Here is a 17,157-nt window from a genome sequence, read left to right as displayed (position 1 = left end):
CTCAGCGTTCTTCGGCGTCGAGGGCCGCCATCAAGGAGTCGTGGATCTCGGCGTACATGCCGCTGTGCTCGGCCACCGGCACTGAGGGGATGTCCGCAAGCCGTTCCAGGGTCGAATCCACGGCTGCATCACCGCTGGCGGCAGTGTCGTCCGGCCATGGCGCATCGTGCGGTTCGACGCTGCGCGGCCCCAGGCCGTCCAGGTCGGTCGCGTCCGGTTCGACGGCGCTCTCCGGGTGATCGTTCAACTCGCTCATTGGACCAGTCTAGTTTTCGAGCCATTCGAGCCGCGGCGATGTAGCCTCTGCCGCGTCCGGGTTGGCGGCCCACCAGGCTGCGCACGCGGCCCGCCAGGCGTCCAGGTCCTTCTCGGACCCGGAGACGGTGATCAGGCCATCTTGGACTTCAGCAGTTGCCTTTCCGCAGCGGAACGTGCTGTCCTCCTCGACGATCTCGGGGTACGGCTCGTATAGTTCCGTGAGATCGGCCAGCAGGTAGCCGGGGCGTTCCGAACTGCGTGCGGCAAGGATGGACTCGGGCGTGTCGACCCCGGTGAGGACCGCCGCCGTCGCGAAGCCCGCACGGTTGCCGCCGAGGATGTCGGTGTCGAGGCGGTCGCCCACCACGATCGGGCGCTCTGACTTGAGCCTCCGTGCCGCCGAGTGGAAGAGCGGGGCTTCCGGCTTGCCTGCGACTCTCGGTTGCTTCCCCGTGGCAGACGCGACGGCGGCCACCAGGGTCCCGTTACCGGGTGCAATACCGCGGGCTTGGGGAATGGACATGTCCGTATTTGTGGCGACCCAGAGGGCACCCGCAGCAACAACGTAGGATGCCTCGGCCAAGTCCTTCCAGGCGATTTCCGGATTGAAGCCCTGGACTACTGCCACGGGCTTCTCTTCGGCGCTATGGACGGGGGTGAGGCCAACGAGTTCTATCTCATGGGCCAACGCCGCGCTACCGGTGATCATCACGCGCGAACCGGGAGCCAGGAGACCGGCCAGAAGATCGCCGGCGGCCTGCGAAGAGCTGACCACCTGATTGTCCTCAGCCGGTGCACCAAGCTCACGAAGATGCGCCGCAACCTGGGCGGGGGTTCGCGAGGCGTTGTTGGTGACATATCCAAGCCGCACCCCCACCGATTCAAGCCGCTGCAGGGACTCCACGGCGCCGGGAATGGCGTGGGGGCCCGCATAAACAACTCCGTCCAAATCGGACAGAACTGCGTCGAAACGTGAAACCAGTGGGGCCTCAGTCATTCTTGGTCTCTTCGCCGTCCTCGGGAGCCTTTTCCCCGTCTTCCTCGTCTTCCTCGTCTTCTTCGTCCTCTTCGGCGTCCTCGACGGAATCGCGGTCGGACTCGGCGTCGTCGGACTCAAAGTAGTCAGACTCGACGTCGTCGAGTTCCACGTCGTCCTGTTCGGTGGCTTCAGAGCCGAGGACCGTTTCCGCGCGTACCGGGGCAGCCTCGGACTTGCTCTCTTCGGTTCGCTCCTTGTTCTCTTCGATGTTCCGGAAACGAGGCTTGCGAGCTTCGTTTTCATCGTCCTCGCCGAGGTCGATGATGTCCGGGTCCTCGAAGTCTCCTACGCCAAGGGCATTTTCCGCAACGACTGCCTGGCGCTGCCACTTGCCGGCCTCCTCTGCGCGGCCCACTGCCGTCAGGGCGTCTGCGTAAGCGCGGAACAGGCGCGGACTGTAGGAGAAGGCGCGGTTGATGTCGAGCTGGATGATCTCGAGCTCAGCCACGGCGGCATCCAACTGGCCAAGATCGGTCCTGGCTCCGGAGGCCACAATTGCGAGTTCAACCTTGCCAGGGGCGTCGAGATCCTGGGCTTCGGGAGAACGGACGACATCCAGCGCGCGGTCAGGTCGCCCCAGACCGCGTTCGCAGTCAGCCATGAGCGGCAAATGGACGTTGGAGCCGCTGATCCGACGGTAGGTGCGGAACTCGCGAAGCGCCTCGCCATAGTGGCCGGCAGCGTAGGCGGTGAGGCCCACAGCTTCACGGACAGCTGCCAAGCGTCCACCACGGCGACTGGCTGCCAACGCGTGCTGGAAGGACAGCTCAGGGTCGATATCGATGAGCCGGCCGGCCATCACAAGGTGCTTGGAAACCCATTCGGCATTAGTGCCTTCAAGGGTCTTGATCTGATGCTTGGTGACCCTGTCGAGCTCCTGGCCCGTAACGTCGTCGTCGATCTCTGGGGAACGCTCGCGGTCCGGGCGGTTGGCGCTGCGCAGGTCCGCTGCGTTCGGAACCCGCGCGGGACGCTCTTCCCAGGATCCGCCGCCGAAGCTGCGTCCCTCGGTACGTGGGCCGTCGAACTTGCGGGGACCGCGCTCGGGACGATCGCCGAAACTACGGCGTTCTCCCTCGCCTTCACGGCGCGGACGGTCGCCGAACGGCTTCCGGTCACGATCACCGAACGGCTTGCGGTCACGATCACCAAAACTCGGGCGCGCATCCCCATCACGACGCGGACGATCACCGAACGGCTTGCGATCCCGGTCACCCTCACGGCTCGGACGATCACCAAAAGGCTTACGATCACGCTCACCCTCACGGCTCGGACGATCACCAAACGGCTTACGGTCGCGGTCACCGAAGCCACGGCGCTCACCGTCACCAGCTGGCTTACGGTCGCCGAACGGCTTGCGGTCGCCGAACGGCTTGCGGTCACGATCGCCAAAGTTCGGGCGCGCATCCCCATCACGACGCGGACGGTCGCCGAACGGCTTGCGATCCCGGTCACCCTCACGGCTCGGACGATCACCAAACGGCTTCCGGTCACGGTCGCCAAAGTTCGGGCGCGCATCCCCATCACGACGCGGACGATCACCAAACGGCTTCCGGTCACGATCACCAAAGGGCTTACGGTCACGATCGCCAAAACTCGGGCGCGCATCCCCATCACGACGCGGACGATCACCAAACGGCTTCCGGTCACGATCACCAAAGGGCTTACGGTCACGATCGCCAAAGGGCTTAGGGTCCCGGTCACCCTCACGGCTCGGACGATCACCAAAAGGCTTACGGTCACCGCCAGTACTGCCTTCACGATTGTCCCTGGAACGGAATCCTCGCGGGTCGCCCCCGGAATTGTTGTTGGCGCGGAACGGACCGCGATCGCCACGGCCACCGCCGAAGTTGCCGCGGTTGCCGCCGTTGTGCTCAGCCATGATGGATTCCTCCTGTTGTGAGCTGACCACTGGCGCATGCGCAGCCGCTCTTATCCGTATTTTGTTCTCACGCCGCCGGGATCCGGCTCGTATCTCTTATGTAATTCTAGGTGAACAGCCATCCTCGAACGCATTCGAGGACCGCCTATTCAGCTTCCCGTGGGAATCATCACAACCCCAGGCATGGCTGAGCCCCTTCGGCCGGCTGGCAGATCCGAGTCCAAGGACGGAGTATCGGCATTTGGGCTGCCAAATGGTCGGAAGCCTCAAACGACGCTCGCTCACTTATCGTGCCTTCCGGGCGGACGCCCGCTCACATATGGCGGGTCCCGGCGGGACGCCCGCTCACCTGTGTCCCCGACGGCGGGTGGGGGCTGGGGCCGGCCCGTTGATAGTGAGCGGGAGTTTGACCCCGACACCCTTATAGGTGAGCGAGGGTCCGCCCACAACCGGTCATAAGTGAGCGGGGTTGGTGGAAACCGGGTCATAGGTGAGCGGGGGTCTGGCTGTGAGGGCGGGTGTTTGGGTGTTAAATGGTTCAGGCCCCGACATTCGATGTCGGGGCCTGAACTGTAATGGTTGTCCGGCGGTGTCCTACTCTCCCACACCCTCCCGGGTGCAGTACCATCGGCGCTGTGGGTCTTAGCTTCCGGGTTCGGAATGGGACCGGGCGTTTCCCCCACGCTATGACCGCCGTAACCTTGTTACCCGTCCCGCCGGCACGCTGGGTGCGGGGGTGGGAAGACTGGTTACAACATTGTGGTGTTGTTATTCAGTTGTGGTTTGTTCCTGTGACAACAACGGGTTGTTGTTCGGGAACCACATAGTGGACGCAAGCAGTTTTGTTTGTGTGGTGTAAGTTGTCGGCCTATTAGTACCGGTCAGCTTCAACAGTCGTTGGTCCTGTCTTCCACATCCGGCCTATCAACCCAGTGGTCTGGCTGGGGGCCTCTCACACACGAGGTGTTTGGAAATCTCATCTTGAAGCGAGCTTCCCGCTTAGATGCTTTCAGCGGTTATCCCATCCGAACGTAGCTAATCAGCGGTGCACTTGGCAGTACAACTGACACACCAGAGGTTCGTCCGTCCCGGTCCTCTCGTACTAAGGACAGCCCTTCTCAAATTTCCTGCGCGCGCAGCGGATAGGGACCGAACTGTCTCACGACGTTCTAAACCCAGCTCGCGTACCGCTTTAATGGGCGAACAGCCCAACCCTTGGGACCTACTCCAGCCCCAGGATGCGACGAGCCGACATCGAGGTGCCAAACCATGCCGTCGATATGGACTCTTGGGCAAGATCAGCCTGTTATCCCCGAGGTACCTTTTATCCGTTGAGCGACGGCCATTCCACAATGTACCGCCGGATCACTAGTCCCGACTTTCGTCCCTGCTTGAGATGTCTCTCTCACAGTCAAGCTCCCTTGTGCACTTACACTCGACACCTGATTGCCAACCAGGCTGAGGGAACCTTTGGGCGCCTCCGTTACTTTTTAGGAGGCAACCGCCCCAGTTAAACTACCCATCAGGCACTGTCCCTGACCCGGATCACGGGCCGAAGTTAGATGTCCAAAGTGACCAGAGTGGTATTTCAACGATGACTCCACCCCCACTGGCGTGAGGGCTTCAACGTCTCCCACCTATCCTACACAAGCCACTCCGAACACCAATACCAAACTATAGTAAAGGTCTCGGGGTCTTTCCGTCCTGCTGCGCGTAACGAGCATCTTTACTCGTACTGCAATTTCGCCGAGTTTATGGTTGAGACAGCGGGGAAGTCGTTACTCCATTCGTGCAGGTCGGAACTTACCCGACAAGGAATTTCGCTACCTTAGGATGGTTATAGTTACCACCGCCGTTTACTGGGGCTTAAATTCTCAGCTTCGCCTTGCGGCTAACCGGTCCTCTTAACCTTCCAGCACCGGGCAGGAGTCAGTCCGTATACATCGTCTTGCGACTTCGCACGGACCTGTGTTTTTAGTAAACAGTCGCTTCCCCCTGGTCTCTGCGGCCCCGATCCCCTCCCACCGGCAAGCGGTGTTCAAGGTTGGGGCCCCCCTTCTCCCGAAGTTACGGGGGCATTTTGCCGAGTTCCTTAACCATAATTCTCTCGATCGCCTTGGTATTCTCTACCTGATCACCTGTGTCGGTTTGGGGTACGGGCGGCTAAGACCTCGCGCCGATGCTTTTCTAGGCAGCATAGGATCACCGGATCCCCCCATGACGGGGGTCCCATCAGATCTCAGGAACGTCATCCAAGACACAGCGACGGATTTGCCTATCGCTGACCCTACATCCTTAGACCGGGGCAACCATCGCCCGGCCCGGCTACCTTCCTGCGTCACACCTGTTAATACGCTTACCTCCCGGGATCAGGTCCCGCGCTCGGCCAAAACCCGCACACCACAAGGGTGCTTGGGCAGGCTCCGGGCGGTTAGTATCCCCCGCTTGGCATGGGCGGTCCTTCGCCGGTACGGGAATATCAACCCGTTGTCCATCGACTACGCCTGTCGGCCTCGCCTTAGGTCCCGACTTACCCAGGGCAGATTAGCTTGACCCTGGAACCCTTGATCATTCGGCGGACGGGTTTCTCACCCGTCTTTCGCTACTCATGCCTGCATTCTCACTCGTGTAGGCTCCACCGCTGGTTTACACCGCGACTTCACCGCCCACACGACGCTCCCCTACCACTCCAGACGACTGAACCACGAAGGCTTGTCCCTGTCTGAAATCCACAACTTCGGCGGTGTACTTGAGCCCCGCTACATTGTCGGCGCGGAATCACTTGACCAGTGAGCTATTACGCACTCTTTCAAGGATGGCTGCTTCTAAGCCAACCTCCTGGTTGTCTTCGCAACTCCACATCCTTTCCCACTTAGCACACGCTTAGGGGCCTTAGTTGGTGGTCTGGGCTGTTTCCCTCTCGACTATGAAGCTTATCCCCCACAGTCTCACTGCTGCGCTCTCACTTACCGGCATTCGGAGTTTGGCTGACGTCAGTAACCTTGTAGGGCCCATCGGCCATCCAGTAGCTCTACCTCCGGCAAGAAACACGCAACGCTGCACCTAAATGCATTTCGGGGAGAACCAGCTATCACGGAGTTTGATTGGCCTTTCACCCCTACCCACAGCTCATCCCCTCCATTTTCAACTGAAGTGGGTTCGGTCCTCCACGACGTCTTACCGTCGCTTCAACCTGGCCATGGGTAGATCACTCCGCTTCGGGTCTAGATCACGCCACTACACTCGCCCTGTTCAGACTCGCTTTCGCTACGGCTACCCCACACGGGTTAACCTCGCGACGTAACACTAACTCGCAGGCTCATTCTTCAAAAGGCACGCCGTCACAGCTACAAGGCTGCTCCGACGGATTGTAAGCACACGGTTTCAGGTACTGTTTCACTCCCCTCCCGGGGTACTTTTCACCTTTCCCTCACGGTACTGGTCCGCTATCGGTCATTAGGAAGTATTTAGGCTTATCAGGTGGTCCTGACAGATTCGCACGGGATTTCTCGGGCCCCGTGCTACTTGGGATCCTCTCCAGGCGGCACACAACATTACGGTTACGGGGCTCACACCCTCTACGGCCGGCCTTTCAAGACCGTTCACCTATGCTCATGCTCTCACCCCACCGGTCCGGCAGAACCAGTACGGAAAGTCCCACAACCCCGCCCATGCAACGCCCGCCGGCTATCACACATGGAACGGTTTAGCCTCATCCGCGTTCGCTCGCCACTACTAACGGAATCACTCTTGTTTTCTCTTCCTGCGGGTACTGAGATGTTTCACTTCCCCGCGTTCCCCCCACGCACCCTATGTGTTCAGATGCGGGTCACCAGATCACGCAAACGCGCCTGGCGGGGTTTCCCCATTCGGACATCCTGGGATCAAAGTTCGGTTATCAACTCCCCCAGGCTTATCGCAGATTCCTACGTCCTTCTTCGGCTCCTAATGCCAAGGCATCCACCGTGTGCCCTTAAAACTTGACCACACAAAAATCAAAGACTTCTCGAGAGAACCAGACCCCCCAAAAGAAGGGCCGGGTTCAAAAAAAAGAAATTGCTGTAGACACAAGACAAACCCCAAGGGCCTGCCCGTGTCAGATGCTCGCGTCCACTATGTAGTTCTCAAACAACAACCCCGTACCACACCCCCGCACCAGCCACCCCACCAAAAAGGGGCAGCCACCACGCACGAGGACATGCAGCCAGGACAACCGGAAACACCAAACCCACACCCCGCACCGCCCCCCAAAAAGAAGAAGGACACCCGCAGGCCATGGCCCTGTTGCCTCAGGACCCAACAGTGTGCCAAACACGAAAACCGGACACCCCCCACCCGCACCGTTCCAGGACACTCAAAGAGCATCCGTACTAAGGACAGGAAAGAAACAACCGGCCGCTATCTGCTGATATTCCACCCATGAGCACCCACCGCAGAACAGACGCCTGCGCAATGGGCTTTGCTTCCACACACCCCCACGGCCACCATGCGGCAACCACGGAAATGATAATGGCGCTCCTTAGAAAGGAGGTGATCCAGCCGCACCTTCCGGTACGGCTACCTTGTTACGACTTAGTCCCAATCGCCGGTCCCACCTTCGACGGCTCCCCCCACAAGGGTTAGGCCACCGGCTTCGGGTGTTACCAACTTTCGTGACTTGACGGGCGGTGTGTACAAGGCCCGGGAACGTATTCACCGCAGCGTTGCTGATCTGCGATTACTAGCGACTCCGACTTCATGGGGTCGAGTTGCAGACCCCAATCCGAACTGAGACCGGCTTTTTGGGATTAGCTCCACCTCACAGTATCGCAACCCTTTGTACCGGCCATTGTAGCATGCGTGAAGCCCAAGACATAAGGGGCATGATGATTTGACGTCGTCCCCACCTTCCTCCGAGTTGACCCCGGCAGTCTCCCATGAGTCCCCACCACTACGTGCTGGCAACATGGAACGAGGGTTGCGCTCGTTGCGGGACTTAACCCAACATCTCACGACACGAGCTGACGACAACCATGCACCACCTGTAAACCGACCGCAAGCGGGGCACCTGTTTCCAGGCGTTACCGGTTCATGTCAAGCCTTGGTAAGGTTCTTCGCGTTGCATCGAATTAATCCGCATGCTCCGCCGCTTGTGCGGGCCCCCGTCAATTCCTTTGAGTTTTAGCCTTGCGGCCGTACTCCCCAGGCGGGGCACTTAATGCGTTAGCTACGGCGCGGAAAACGTGGAATGTCCCCCACACCTAGTGCCCAACGTTTACGGCATGGACTACCAGGGTATCTAATCCTGTTCGCTCCCCATGCTTTCGCTCCTCAGCGTCAGTTAATGCCCAGAGACCTGCCTTCGCCATCGGTGTTCCTCCTGATATCTGCGCATTTCACCGCTACACCAGGAATTCCAGTCTCCCCTACATCACTCTAGTCTGCCCGTACCCACTGCAGAACCGGAGTTGAGCCCCGGTCTTTCACAGCAGACGCGACAAACCGCCTACGAGCTCTTTACGCCCAATAATTCCGGATAACGCTTGCGCCCTACGTATTACCGCGGCTGCTGGCACGTAGTTAGCCGGCGCTTCTTCTGCAGGTACCGTCACTTTCGCTTCTTCCCTACTGAAAGAGGTTTACAACCCGAAGGCCGTCATCCCTCACGCGGCGTCGCTGCATCAGGCTTTCGCCCATTGTGCAATATTCCCCACTGCTGCCTCCCGTAGGAGTCTGGGCCGTGTCTCAGTCCCAGTGTGGCCGGTCACCCTCTCAGGCCGGCTACCCGTCGTCGCCTTGGTAGGCCATTACCCCACCGACAAGCTGATAGGCCGCGAGTCCATCCAAAACCGCAAAAGCTTTCCACCACCATGACATGCGTCAGACGGTCATATCCGGTATTAGACCCAGTTTCCCAGGCTTATCCCAGAGTCAAGGGCAGGTTACTCACGTGTTACTCACCCGTTCGCCACTAATCCCCCCAGCAAGCTGGAGATCATCGTTCGACTTGCATGTGTTAAGCACGCCGCCAGCGTTCATCCTGAGCCAGGATCAAACTCTCCGTTGAAGTAAAACAAAAACAGACACAACCACAACCACCGGAAACAACGGTCGAAGCAGCTGCACAAAATTTGAAACCAGCTAAAAATACCAGACCCCACCCACAGGGGCGGACAAGGCCCGGCAAAATTCAACCAATTCATATAAAATAAACCGGTATCAACAAACTTGGCACACTATTGAGTTCTCAAACAACAGACACAATCCGAATACTCCCCGGAACAAATTCAATTGAATTCGACGTTCCGCATTTCCTCGCTGCGATGTTTCTACTTTATTTCATTCATTTCAACTTTGCAAATCCAGGATTTCTCCGGAAATTCACCCAATCGAATCGAATTTCCCCACAGAGTCGATAAATTATCCGATTTCCAGACTTTCGTCCAAAATCGGATCATTCGCAATTCGATGGGATTTTGTCGCAATTTGTCCGCATCAGCGGCAGCAACTCAGAAAACGATACACGCTCCCCCGGGGCGGCGCAAGTCGGCCTCGGAGGAGCGTGCAATAGTCAGGGCTGGCGCGTCAAGGAACCGTCAGATGGTCACTTCGACGGTGGCCAGATTCTTCTTCCCGCGGCGCAACAACAGGTACCGGCCGTGAAGCAGTTCCGCCTGGTCGATGACGGCGTCGGGGTCGGTCACCTTGCTGTTGTTCACGTAGGCGCCACCCTCCCCCACCGTGCGTCGGGCGGCAGACTTGCTCTCGGACAGTCCGGAAGCAACCAGGAGGTCGACGATGCCCAAGCCATCCGCGCCGATCGAGGCAGACGGCAGCTCGGCCGTTGCGGACGCCAGGGTCACTTCGTCCAGAACCGAGAGATCGCCGTTGCCGAACAGTGCAGCCGAAGCAGCGATCACTTTCTCCGTCGCATCGACTCCGTGCACCAGCGAAGTGACTTCGTAGGCGAGCCGGCGCTGGCCCTCGCGTGCGAACGGGCGCTCGGCAACAGCGGCTCCAAGTTCCTCAATCTCGGCGCGGCTAAGGAAAGTGAAGACCTTGAGGCGGTCAACGACGTCGGCGTCTGCGGTGTTGAGCCAGAACTGGTAGAAGGCGTACGGGCTGCACATGTGGGCGTCCAACCAAATGGCGTTGCCCTCGCTCTTACCGAACTTGGTGCCGTCCGAATTGGTAATGAGGGGCGTGCCCAAGGCGTGGACAACTTTGGCGTCGACCTTACGGATCAGCTCCGTGCCACTCGTCAGGTTGCCCCACTGGTCCGAGCCACCGGTTTGCAGCACGCAGCCGTAATCGCGGTTGAGCTGGAGGTAGTCCATGCCCTGCAGGATCTGGTAGCTGAACTCGGTGTAGCTGATGCCTTCATCGGAGCTGAGACGGGAGGCAACGGCATCCTTGCGGAGCATGGTACCCACGCGGAAGTGCTTCCCGATTTCACGCAGGAAGTCGATGGCGCTCAGCGGTGCGGTCCAGTCAAGGTTGTTCACCATGCGTGCGGCATTGTCGCCCTCGAAGCTGAGGAAGCGGCGGACTTGCGCCTGAAGGTAGCCGACCCACTCCGAAACCGTGTCCTTGGTGTTCAAGGTGCGTTCCGCCGTCGGGCGCGGGTCGCCGATCAGGCCGGTGGAGCCGCCCACGAGGCCTAGCGGCTTGTGGCCGGCCAACTGCAGGCGGCGCATGAGCAGCAGCTGGACGAGGTTGCCAAGGTGCAGTGACGGAGCCGTGGGGTCGAAGCCACAGTAATACGTGATCGGGTCCCCGGCGAGCAGCTTTTCCAATTCCGTTTCATCAGTGGAAACGTGGATCAGGCCGCGCCATTTGAGCTCTTGCCAGATATTGGCAAAGCCCGGGTCGTTGTGCTGGGACTCGAGGTTGTTTACGTGTGACACGAGTTCTAAGTTAGCAGGATTGCCATTCAGCTTGCTTGTTTCCCTCAGCGCTCGATACCCGCCGGCAGCGGCGCGGCGGTGATAAGCCGGAGTCGCTGCGTCGGACGGGTCATGGCGACGTACAGATCGCCCACCTTGCCGTGCTCGTGATTGAGCATGGCGGCGGGTTCCAGAACAACGACGCCATCGAACTCGAGGCCCTTGGCTTCCTTCGGGCTGATGACCACGATGTCTTGGGAATAGCTGCCCGCTCCGGTGCCCACACGGTGGCCGTAGACGCCACGGAGGGCGGCTGCAGCGCGCGGCAGGAGGGCGCCGTCGGCAATCACCGCGAGGAGGCCGCCGTCGATCGCTTCCAGTTCTTCCGGGAGGATTTCAACGAGCCGGTCCACCATGCCCGCTTCGTCCACGCGGTCCACGATGGGCGACCATTTGCCTTCACGGACGGCCTTGGGAGCCGAGACAACCAGGCCTGCGCGGTTCGCCATGCGGACGGCTGCTTCGGCGATCTGCGAGGGGGTGCGGTAGTTGACGGTGAGTTCTTCGAGCTGCCAGCGATCCCCGAACGACGGCGCGAGGGCACTTTGCCAGGAATTCGCACCGGCAGAGGAACTCGTCTGGGCGATATCGCCGACGATCGTGAAGGACTTCAACGGGCAGCGGCGGACTAAAAGCCGCCACTGCATGGGCGAGAGTTCCTGGGCTTCGTCCACCACGATGTGTCCGAACGCCCACGAACGGTCGCTCGTGGCTCGTTCCGCCGCGGTCAGTCGCGTTTCGCGTTCCTGGTTCTGGTCCGCCAGTTCCTCGGCCGTCATCAATACGTCGACGCCCATGGCCTCCATGTTGACCAGGGTCTGCTTGGCGTTGGCGATATCACGGGCACGGTCGTGCTCTTGCTGCGCCAGTCCCCTGCCGGCCGCAGGATCCAGCTCGCCCAGGAGCTCAGCGGCCTCGTCGAGCAGCGGAACGTCGGCTTCCGTCCACGGGGCATCCGCGGGGCGAAGCAGGAGGGCACGCTGCGCGGGCGTGAGGTGCGGGGTGCAGGCTTCCAGGATGGCAGGCTTGCTGAAGAGCTCGGAGACGAGCTTCTCGGGCGTCATGGGCATCCAGCACAGGTTCAGGACGATCCTGACGTCGCGTGCCGAGCGGACGTCCTCGGCGAGGTAGGAACGGTCGGCATTGTTGCCGATGTTCGATTCCTCAACGATCTCCGTCAGCTGCTCCGTGAGCTCGCGCAGCAGGATTTTCACGAACGTCACGCGTGCTTCGTTGTGCGGCTTGCCCGTGGCACGTGCCCTGTCCCGGGCGCGACGTACCTGCCGGACAGACAAAGTGAGCTTGCGGGAGTCAACCTCGAGGATGCGGTCCTCGGCGGGCGTCCGCTGCCGGTTGGCCACGGCATTGGCAATGACACCCGCCATGTCCAGCTTGCCCTTGAGCGCTGCGACATCGGGATCCGCTTCCGGGACGGCATGGATACCCGGCATGAGGCGTCCAAGGCTGGCCATGACCACGCCGGTCTCGCCGAGGGAAGGCAGGACCCGCTCGATGTAGTGCATGAACGACGACGACGGGCCAACGAGCAGCACTCCCGCGGACTTCAGGCGGTCACGGTGGGTGTAGAGCAGGTAGGCCGCACGGTGAAGCGCGACGGCGGTCTTACCGGTACCAGGGCCGCCCTGGACAACGAGGGCTCCCGAAATGGTCGAACGGATGATGCGGTCCTGCTCGGACTGGATGGTGCCCACGATGTCCGACATGCGGCCTGTGCGCTTGGAGTTCAAGGCCGCGAGGAGAGCACCCTCGCCCTGGAGGGAGTCGTTGTCCGCCAGCATGCTCGCATCAAGGACATCGTCTTCGATTGCCTTGACCTCGCGGCCTTGCAAGATCAGGTGACGACGACGGCGGACGCCTTGCCGGTCGAAGGCCGTCGCCTGGTAGAAGTGGCCGGCTTCGGGGGCGCGCCAGTCGACCATGAGTCGCTGGAGATCCGCCGTGGAGAGGCCGATGCGGCCGATGTACTGCGCCTCTCCGGTGTCCAGGTCAAGGCGCCCGAACACGAGACGGTCGTCGACGGCGTCGAGCTGGGCGAGGCGGTCCTCGTACAGCGCCGCGAAGGCGTCACGTTCAGAAACGTTCTGCATGGTGCCCACCGCTCCGGCGCGCCGGACCTGCGCCAGCTGCTGGCGCTTTTCCTCCCGCAACTCATCCAGGCGCGAGTAAAGACCGGCCACGTACTCCCGTTCGTGGAGCAAATCAGCGTCGTGCATCGAAACGTTCCCCTATCGAAAAAGACGGACCGTCCATTCTACAGCGGTTTTGCTTGACGCGTGTGAAACTGCCCGCACGCCGGTACGTCACGCAATGTTCACTCAGAGCTAACCTGCTGAGCTTTTCAGTCCGTACCCGGTGGTGCTTCAATGCTGCAATGCAGCACGACGTTGCCCTGACCCGCCACGGCATCAGCCTGGTCCCGCTCTCCCCCGCCCATGCCGGCCCACTGTTTGATTTCGTGGACTCCGGGATGTGGTCCGGCATGGCCGCCGAACAGCCTTTGAGCGCCGCGGAACTGGCCGAACTCTTCGCGGCCCGCCTCGAAGATCCGGCAACCATCCCGTTCGCCGTCGTCGAGCAGCGGACGGGTGCGCTGCTGGGGACGACGTCCCTGTGCGAGTACAGTCCCCGGCAGCAGCGCCTCGAAATCGGCGGGACCTTCTACGGGCGCCCGTTTTGGGGAAGCCACGTCAATCCGGCGGCGAAGCAACTGCTGCTGGCATATTCCTTCGATGTGCTGGACGTCCACCGGATTGGCTTCCGTTGCGATGCGCGCAATACACGCAGCGCCTCAGCCATTCAGCGGATTGGCGCCAGCTACGAGGGCACGCTGCGCGGGCACCGCTTTGCCCCCGACGGCAGCCGCTGCGACACGGCCGTGTTCTCGATCCTGCGGGAGGAATGGCCCCAGGTGCGCGAATCATTGCTTGGCCGTCTGGCGCCTTTCGAGCTGCCCGACAACCACTGCGCGTATGTCGCCGAACCGACCCGGAGCGAACACGCTGCTTGAGGGATGCCCCCGGGGCTTCTAGACGGCGCGGCTTCGGCCCGGCTTGTAACGGGATACAGTGGGGTCCCCGGAGAGCCAAAACCGCCACGGGTAGTCAGCGGAACCGCCGTCGCCTGATACGCCCACCCGCAGTCCGCTCGCGACTGCTGATTGCGCTGCCGGGGTAGCCGGAAGTTCGAGGCCGAACGGCTCAGCCAAGGCATCGCGGCCGCTGTCCGCCGTGGTCAGCCCCAAGGCGGACGCAAGCCGGGCGGGCCCACTGGCGAGGTCGGTCAGCGATCTCGACGCCGGACGGCGGGACTGTGCCAGGGCTTGCCCCGCCACCACCTCCCCTGCGCGCAACAACAGCGCGGAGGCAACACCGTCGGGACCGCAAACAATATTGGCGCAATAGTGCATGCCATACGTGAAGTAGACGTAGAGGTGGCCAGCCGGACCAAACATGGGAGCGTTGCGTGCTGTGGGTCCGCCAAACGTATGTGACCCGGGATCGGGTTGGGCGGAGCCCCGCGGCCCCAGATAGGCCTCAACCTCGCTGATCCGGACGGACACTGTTCCTTCCGGAGTCCGGTGGCTCAGCACGGCGCCGAGGAGCAAGGGGGCAACGTCCCGGGGATCCCCGGTAAGGATGGCCCGGATGGCGTCCGGGGATGCACCCTGCGTTGTCATGCCCAGACCCTAGCAAAGATCCGGCAGCTGGACCCGTCGTCGGCAATGTCCGATTTCCGCTAGGAAGCGCCTGCCGATGCTGTAAGGATGAAGTCATGGACTTTTGGCAACGCTACCGTGCCATCGATGCGCGGGATCCCCGGTTCGACGGCCAGTTCTTCACCGCAGTCCGCTCGACGGGCATCTACTGCCGGCCGTCGTGCCCGGCCCGGACGCCGAAGGCCGAGAACGTGACGTTCTACGAAACCTCGGCAGCGGCCCACGAGGCCGGGTACAGGGCGTGCAAGCGGTGCCTCCCGGAGGCGGTTCCGGGCACACCGGCGTGGAACCTGCGTTCGGACGTCGCCGGCCGGGCCATGCGTCTCATCAACGATGGCGCGATCTCCCGGGTGGGCGTCGAAGGGCTCGCCACGAGGCTGGGCTACTCTTCCCGCCAGTTGAACCGGATCCTCAGCCATGAGCTCGGTGCCGGGCCGCTTTCCCTCGCACGGGCCAGCCGGGCGCAGACGGCCAGGACACTCCTGGTGTCAACCTCGATGAAGCTCGCAGACGTCGCGTTCGCTTCCGGGTTCAATAGCGTCCGCCAGTTCAACGACACCATCAACGAAGTCTTTGCCCTGACCCCGACAGCGCTGCGGGCCACAGCGAGGCCTCTTGGCCATCAGGGCAGGCAGGGCGGGGCTACCTCCCTGACCCTCAAGCTCCCGTACCGGGAGCCATTCGACGCGGGGATTTTCGATTTCCTCGCCGCCCGCGCGGTTCCCGGCATCGAGCTGGCCGGTCCTACAAGTTACGCGCGAACCCTCCGCTTGCCCCGCGGCGATGCCGCGTTCACGGTGGAGTACGACGCCGGGGCGCGCGGCGGCGCGCTGACCCTCGCCGTCAGTACCATGGATCTCCACGATCTTCCCGTGCTCCTCAGCCGCGTGCGGCGATTGTTCGATCTCGACGCCGATCCTGTGGCCGTGGACGAGGCGTTGGCCTCCGATGCCAGGCTCTACTCATCAGTTCGCGATACGCCCGGGATCAGGGTCCCGGGCGCCGTGGATCCCCAAGAGCTGCTGATCCGGGCGATGATCGGCCAGCAAATCACCGTAGCCGCCGCCCGGACCGCGTTGACGCAACTTTCCGACGCCGGGACCCGCCTGCCGGAAGGGCACGCAGGATACGCACTGGGCCTGGACCGTCTTTTCCCCACGGCCGGGGAGATCGCCGGCTCGGGGCGGGAACTGCTGAGAGGCCCGCAACGGCGCATAGATTCCGTGCTGGCCGCGGCAGCAGCCATGGCCAGCAGGGAACTCGACTTCGACTACGGCGATGACCCCCAAACGCTCGCGGACAAACTATTGCCGCTGCCCGGCGTCGGACCATGGACCGTGGGCTACGTGGCGATGAGGGTCATCGGCGACCCGGACGTCTTCCTCGCCAACGATGCGGCGGTTCGGAACGGCCTCAAGAATCTGGCTGCCGCGGAAGGCCTGCCTGCAGACTTCCGCAACGTGAGCCCGTGGCGTTCTTACGCCACGATGCACCTGTGGCGCGCAGCTGCAAGCAAACGCGTCAACGCTAGTGCGCCGCGGGAACGCTCGATGGCCACGGGAGAAGCTCCGGCAAGTCAACACCGTCCGCGTCGGCAGAGGCCCGCAGGCTTCCCAGGGTAGGCGTGCGCCCGGCGAGCCAGGCCGCGATGTCCGTGATCATGCCGTTGATGGCAACGGACTGCCGTCCCGAGCCGATGACCAGCTGCGGCAGGCCCAGGGGCTGAAGCACGAATTTCTGGTCTGCGGGCACGCGGGCCGAGAGGAAATCGAAGAGATGCTCGCAGAATTGCCGGCTCCAGGCCTCCGGGCCGCGACCGACTCCCAGGTCCGTGACGTGGATGACCAGTTCGCGCCAGAGCGCCAGGCCGCCGTCGAGCACTGTTCCGTTCCGGAAGCTGATCCGGGTGTTCCAGCCGGACTCCACAAGCCCGTCGAAGGCCCTCAGGGCCCGGGCGAGGGCGGCCTCGGTGGCGTCACGGTGTTCCGCGAGGCTGTGGCTCGCCGCCAGCTCAATGGCCTTCGTACGGCCCTCGTAGCCGCCGTCGTAGATGTCGATGGTCTCGCCGCGGGCGGCGTATTCCAGCTGGCGGGCCATGGCGTTGGAGATGCCGGCAATGTGCGCCAGCACGTGGCCGCGGGTCCACCCGGGCAGCTCGGAGGGAGCTGCAACATCGGCTTCGCCGAGTTTGGCGACAACGTCGGTGACAGTGCCGGCTGCTTTGTGGAGCTCGGCAAGAAGCGCTGAGGTAGTGATCTCGGTCATAGCGCCATAGTATCCGACAGAGTTAACGGCTGTTAACGAGGATTAACTGACA

At 61.9% G+C, this 17,157-nt stretch carries 10 protein-coding genes and 3 rRNA genes; 3 read left to right on the top strand and 10 right to left on the bottom strand.

Annotation, left to right across the window (positions count from 1 at the left end; all coding sequences use genetic code 11):
* Window position 1: 1 nt before the first annotated feature.
* Genes ACX5I4_RS07835 through ACX5I4_RS07825 form a run of 3 tightly spaced genes read right to left on the bottom strand, consistent with a single transcriptional unit; the run spans window position 2 to window position 2,096 of the window.
* Window positions 2-256 (bottom strand): hypothetical protein, encoded by a 255-nt coding sequence (locus tag ACX5I4_RS07835; RefSeq protein WP_461836182.1) that lies wholly within the window; start codon window positions 254-256, stop codon window positions 2-4.
* A 9-nt stretch (window positions 257-265) separates the two neighbouring features.
* The gene (locus tag ACX5I4_RS07830; RefSeq protein ID WP_461836181.1) at window positions 266-1,255 is read right to left on the bottom strand and encodes an HAD-IIA family hydrolase; all 990 of its coding nucleotides are present in this window, start codon (window positions 1,253-1,255) and stop codon (window positions 266-268) included.
* Window positions 1,248-2,096, bottom strand: coding sequence for a hypothetical protein (locus ACX5I4_RS07825; RefSeq protein ID WP_461836180.1), 849 nt, complete (start codon window positions 2,094-2,096; stop codon window positions 1,248-1,250). Before ACX5I4_RS07825 ends, ACX5I4_RS07830 begins: the two co-directional genes overlap by 8 nt.
* A 54-nt stretch (window positions 2,097-2,150) precedes the next feature.
* Between ACX5I4_RS07825 and ACX5I4_RS07820 the strand changes: the two genes are divergently transcribed.
* Window positions 2,151-3,200, top strand: a complete 1,050-nt coding sequence (locus tag ACX5I4_RS07820) for a hypothetical protein (protein WP_461836179.1) — start codon at window positions 2,151-2,153, stop codon at window positions 3,198-3,200.
* A gap of 560 nt (window positions 3,201-3,760) precedes the next feature.
* Here ACX5I4_RS07820 and rrf read toward each other — a convergent pair.
* The 5 genes from rrf to ACX5I4_RS07795 all read right to left on the bottom strand — a co-directional run bounded on the left by rrf (window position 3,761) and on the right by ACX5I4_RS07795 (window position 13,338).
* Window positions 3,761-3,877, bottom strand: a 5S ribosomal RNA gene (gene rrf, locus ACX5I4_RS07815).
* Window positions 3,878-4,028: 151 nt separating this feature from the next.
* Window positions 4,029-7,166 (bottom strand): 23S ribosomal RNA (locus tag ACX5I4_RS07810).
* A 536-nt stretch (window positions 7,167-7,702) separates the two neighbouring features.
* Window positions 7,703-9,225, bottom strand: a 16S ribosomal RNA gene (locus ACX5I4_RS07805).
* The 16S, 23S and 5S rRNA genes sit together here, the layout of an rRNA operon.
* A gap of 529 nt (window positions 9,226-9,754) precedes the next feature.
* Window positions 9,755-11,065 carry a tyrosine--tRNA ligase gene (tyrS, locus tag ACX5I4_RS07800; RefSeq protein WP_461836178.1) on the bottom strand — a complete coding sequence of 437 codons (1,311 nt, stop codon included), beginning with the start codon at window positions 11,063-11,065 and terminating at the stop codon, window positions 9,755-9,757.
* A 44-nt stretch (window positions 11,066-11,109) separates the two neighbouring features.
* Entirely contained in the window at window positions 11,110-13,338 is a 2,229-nt protein-coding gene (locus ACX5I4_RS07795; RefSeq protein WP_461836177.1) for a HelD family protein, read from the bottom strand.
* A 158-nt stretch (window positions 13,339-13,496) separates the two neighbouring features.
* On the opposite strand from ACX5I4_RS07795, the gene ACX5I4_RS07790 reads away from it, so the two are divergent.
* Window positions 13,497-14,132 (top strand): GNAT family N-acetyltransferase, encoded by a 636-nt coding sequence (locus tag ACX5I4_RS07790; protein WP_461836176.1) that lies wholly within the window; start codon window positions 13,497-13,499, stop codon window positions 14,130-14,132.
* A gap of 18 nt (window positions 14,133-14,150) precedes the next feature.
* Here the strand turns inward: ACX5I4_RS07790 and ACX5I4_RS07785 are convergent, their stop codons facing one another.
* Window positions 14,151-14,801: a DNA-3-methyladenine glycosylase gene (locus ACX5I4_RS07785; protein ID WP_461836175.1), complete on the bottom strand. Its 651-nt coding sequence runs from the start codon at window positions 14,799-14,801 to the stop codon at window positions 14,151-14,153.
* Between the two features lie 95 nt (window positions 14,802-14,896).
* On the opposite strand from ACX5I4_RS07785, the gene ACX5I4_RS07780 reads away from it, so the two are divergent.
* Entirely contained in the window at window positions 14,897-16,462 is a 1,566-nt protein-coding gene (locus tag ACX5I4_RS07780; protein ID WP_461836174.1) for a DNA-3-methyladenine glycosylase 2 family protein, read from the top strand.
* Here ACX5I4_RS07780 and ACX5I4_RS07775 read toward each other — a convergent pair.
* Window positions 16,368-17,105, bottom strand: a complete 738-nt coding sequence (locus ACX5I4_RS07775) for a maleylpyruvate isomerase family mycothiol-dependent enzyme (protein WP_461836173.1) — start codon at window positions 17,103-17,105, stop codon at window positions 16,368-16,370. The genes ACX5I4_RS07780 and ACX5I4_RS07775 overlap by 95 nt on opposite strands.
* Between the last annotated feature and the right edge of the window lie 52 nt (window positions 17,106-17,157).

The organism is Arthrobacter sp. MMS24-S77 (assembly GCF_054888235.1).
The sequence above is the reverse complement of the archived record's forward strand: the minus strand, read 5'-3'. Positions and strand labels throughout refer to the sequence as shown.

Coding starts and splice junctions, on each gene's coding strand:
- ACX5I4_RS07775 (WP_461836173.1), bottom strand. CDS start 17,105: ATGACCGAGATCACTACCTCAGCGCTTCTTGCCGAGCTCCACAAAGCA.
- ACX5I4_RS07835 (WP_461836182.1), bottom strand. CDS start 256: ATGAGCGAGTTGAACGATCACCCGGAGAGCGCCGTCGAACCGGACGCG.
- ACX5I4_RS07820 (WP_461836179.1), top strand. CDS start 2,151: ATGCTTGGTGACCCTGTCGAGCTCCTGGCCCGTAACGTCGTCGTCGAT.
- ACX5I4_RS07795 (WP_461836177.1), bottom strand. CDS start 13,338: ATGCACGACGCTGATTTGCTCCACGAACGGGAGTACGTGGCCGGTCTT.
- ACX5I4_RS07830 (WP_461836181.1), bottom strand. CDS start 1,255: ATGACTGAGGCCCCACTGGTTTCACGTTTCGACGCAGTTCTGTCCGAT.
- ACX5I4_RS07825 (WP_461836180.1), bottom strand. CDS start 2,096: ATGGCCGGCCGGCTCATCGATATCGACCCTGAGCTGTCCTTCCAGCAC.
- ACX5I4_RS07790 (WP_461836176.1), top strand. CDS start 13,497: ATGCAGCACGACGTTGCCCTGACCCGCCACGGCATCAGCCTGGTCCCG.
- ACX5I4_RS07785 (WP_461836175.1), bottom strand. CDS start 14,801: ATGACAACGCAGGGTGCATCCCCGGACGCCATCCGGGCCATCCTTACC.
- ACX5I4_RS07780 (WP_461836174.1), top strand. CDS start 14,897: ATGGACTTTTGGCAACGCTACCGTGCCATCGATGCGCGGGATCCCCGG.